The following is a 1,595-nucleotide window of genomic DNA, read 5'->3' as shown; positions in this document are numbered from 1 at the left end:
GTGTGGTTTCCCGTTCACTCAGGATCTGCGCCGGCAGCCGCTTTTCTTCTTTCGGCAACACCATCTGCTCGGCCGGGTTGTAGAGGATGTGATGGCGTTGCAGCAACCAGCGGAACCACAGCCGCAGGGCGATCAGCCGTTCCCGCTGACCGTTATTGCCGTAAGGCTGACCATCGGCTTTGCGGTAAGCCCGCAGATACCGCTGCCAGCTTTCCAGTAACACCAGTGTGACCTGTGCGGGGTAACGCACCGTACGCTGTTCGCACCAGTCGATAAAGGGCAGCAGGTAACTACGGTATGTTTCCCGCGTACGGTCAGCCCGGCCTTGTGCCAGCAGCGTGTCGCACCACGCTTCAAGCTGCTGGCGCAGTGTGATCAGGGTGTTGTCGTGTGAAGTTATCATGCGGATTGTCCTTTTTGTGATGGAAGCTATCCGGCAGTACGGTATGACGGGACGATGTTAATGTGTTGCCGGAACAGTGATTTTTGAGTTTGTCCAACTTGCGCGCTGTCAGCCCTGTCTGGCTGCGGTCTGATAGCGGTTTTGTCTGCCTCAACTTGATACCAACTTGAACCCAACTTGTGGGCAACTTGCGTTGTTTTCAGTCCAACTTGCGGTGATCATACGGGCACGATCAAACCGCTTAAGTGGGCGCTGTCGCCCTCGCCATCCCACAGCAGTTCGTATTGCAACAGATGCCCGCGACTGCCACCGTGGATCAGCAGGTATTCCATCTCAGCCAGTCGCTGACAATGCACTTTAAGCTGATTGTCACTCCATTGGGTGAAGTCGCGGATATCCCGCCGGGTAAAACGCACCTCTCGCAGCGTTTGCTGCCTGTCCGATGCCATCCCGTGCGCCATCTGCTGGATCAGTAATAACAGCTTGCGCGTCTGCGGCGGCATCTCGTCCAATGTCCGGCCTAAGATTTCGTGGGCAAGCTGATTCGCCAGTTTGATATCGTCTTTGGTCACTTCGATATATTCAAGCCGCTTCCCGCGATGTTCTGCCGTTTTGATGTCCCGCTGATACTGGTGCAGCAGGGCGATGCTCTGAATGAGCGTCAGGTATTTCATATGGTCACGGCGGGTGCGGGTTTTGTCTGACATAAAGGTCAGTTGCGACGCATACGGATTGACCACATTCAAGGGTTTCAGCAGCCGCTGGGCGTTCTGGTGAAGCTGAGTCAGGTACTCGCGCTCGTTCTCAGCCAGCAAGCCTGCCAGCGTCTGCTTCTGCCGTTGCAACGCATGGATGGCTTCGGTCTGTTCGCGGGATTCATTGACCGTCAGCACCAGACAGCGGTTGAGCAGTTCTTCATCCACATCAATGGCGGTCGTGGTCAGCATCAGCATCACCGGGCCTTTGACGGTGTAGCTTTTGGTAACGAGGTTTCCGGTCGCTTCATCCTTGCCCGTGCTCGCCATGGTCAGCTCGCCGTCTGACTGCAACAGCTTGAGCGCATAGGCGGCCTGCCGTACCCCTTCTTCTTCCGCTATCGCTAAAATCTTGTGCTGGAGATGGGTTTCGCCCAGATAGAACAGACTTTGCCCGGTCATGGCGCTGTACTGGGTACGCCTGTCCACTATACACA

At 55.9% G+C, this 1,595-nt stretch carries 1 protein-coding gene and 1 pseudogene; both read right to left on the bottom strand.

Annotated features, from left to right (window positions below; all coding sequences use genetic code 11):
• The coding region (locus tag AAY47_RS18770; RefSeq protein ID WP_047771829.1) for a site-specific integrase at positions 1-403 on the bottom strand (403 nt) is incomplete at its 3' end.
• 218 nt (positions 404-621) lie between these two features.
• Positions 622-1,595, bottom strand: a pseudogene (locus AAY47_RS18765) (DNA primase); the annotation flags it as partial.

It is taken from the genome of Xenorhabdus griffiniae (assembly GCF_001028135.1).
GTDB lineage: Bacteria > Pseudomonadota > Gammaproteobacteria > Enterobacterales > Enterobacteriaceae > Xenorhabdus > Xenorhabdus bakwenae.
This window is presented reverse-complemented; position numbering and strand designations above follow the sequence as displayed.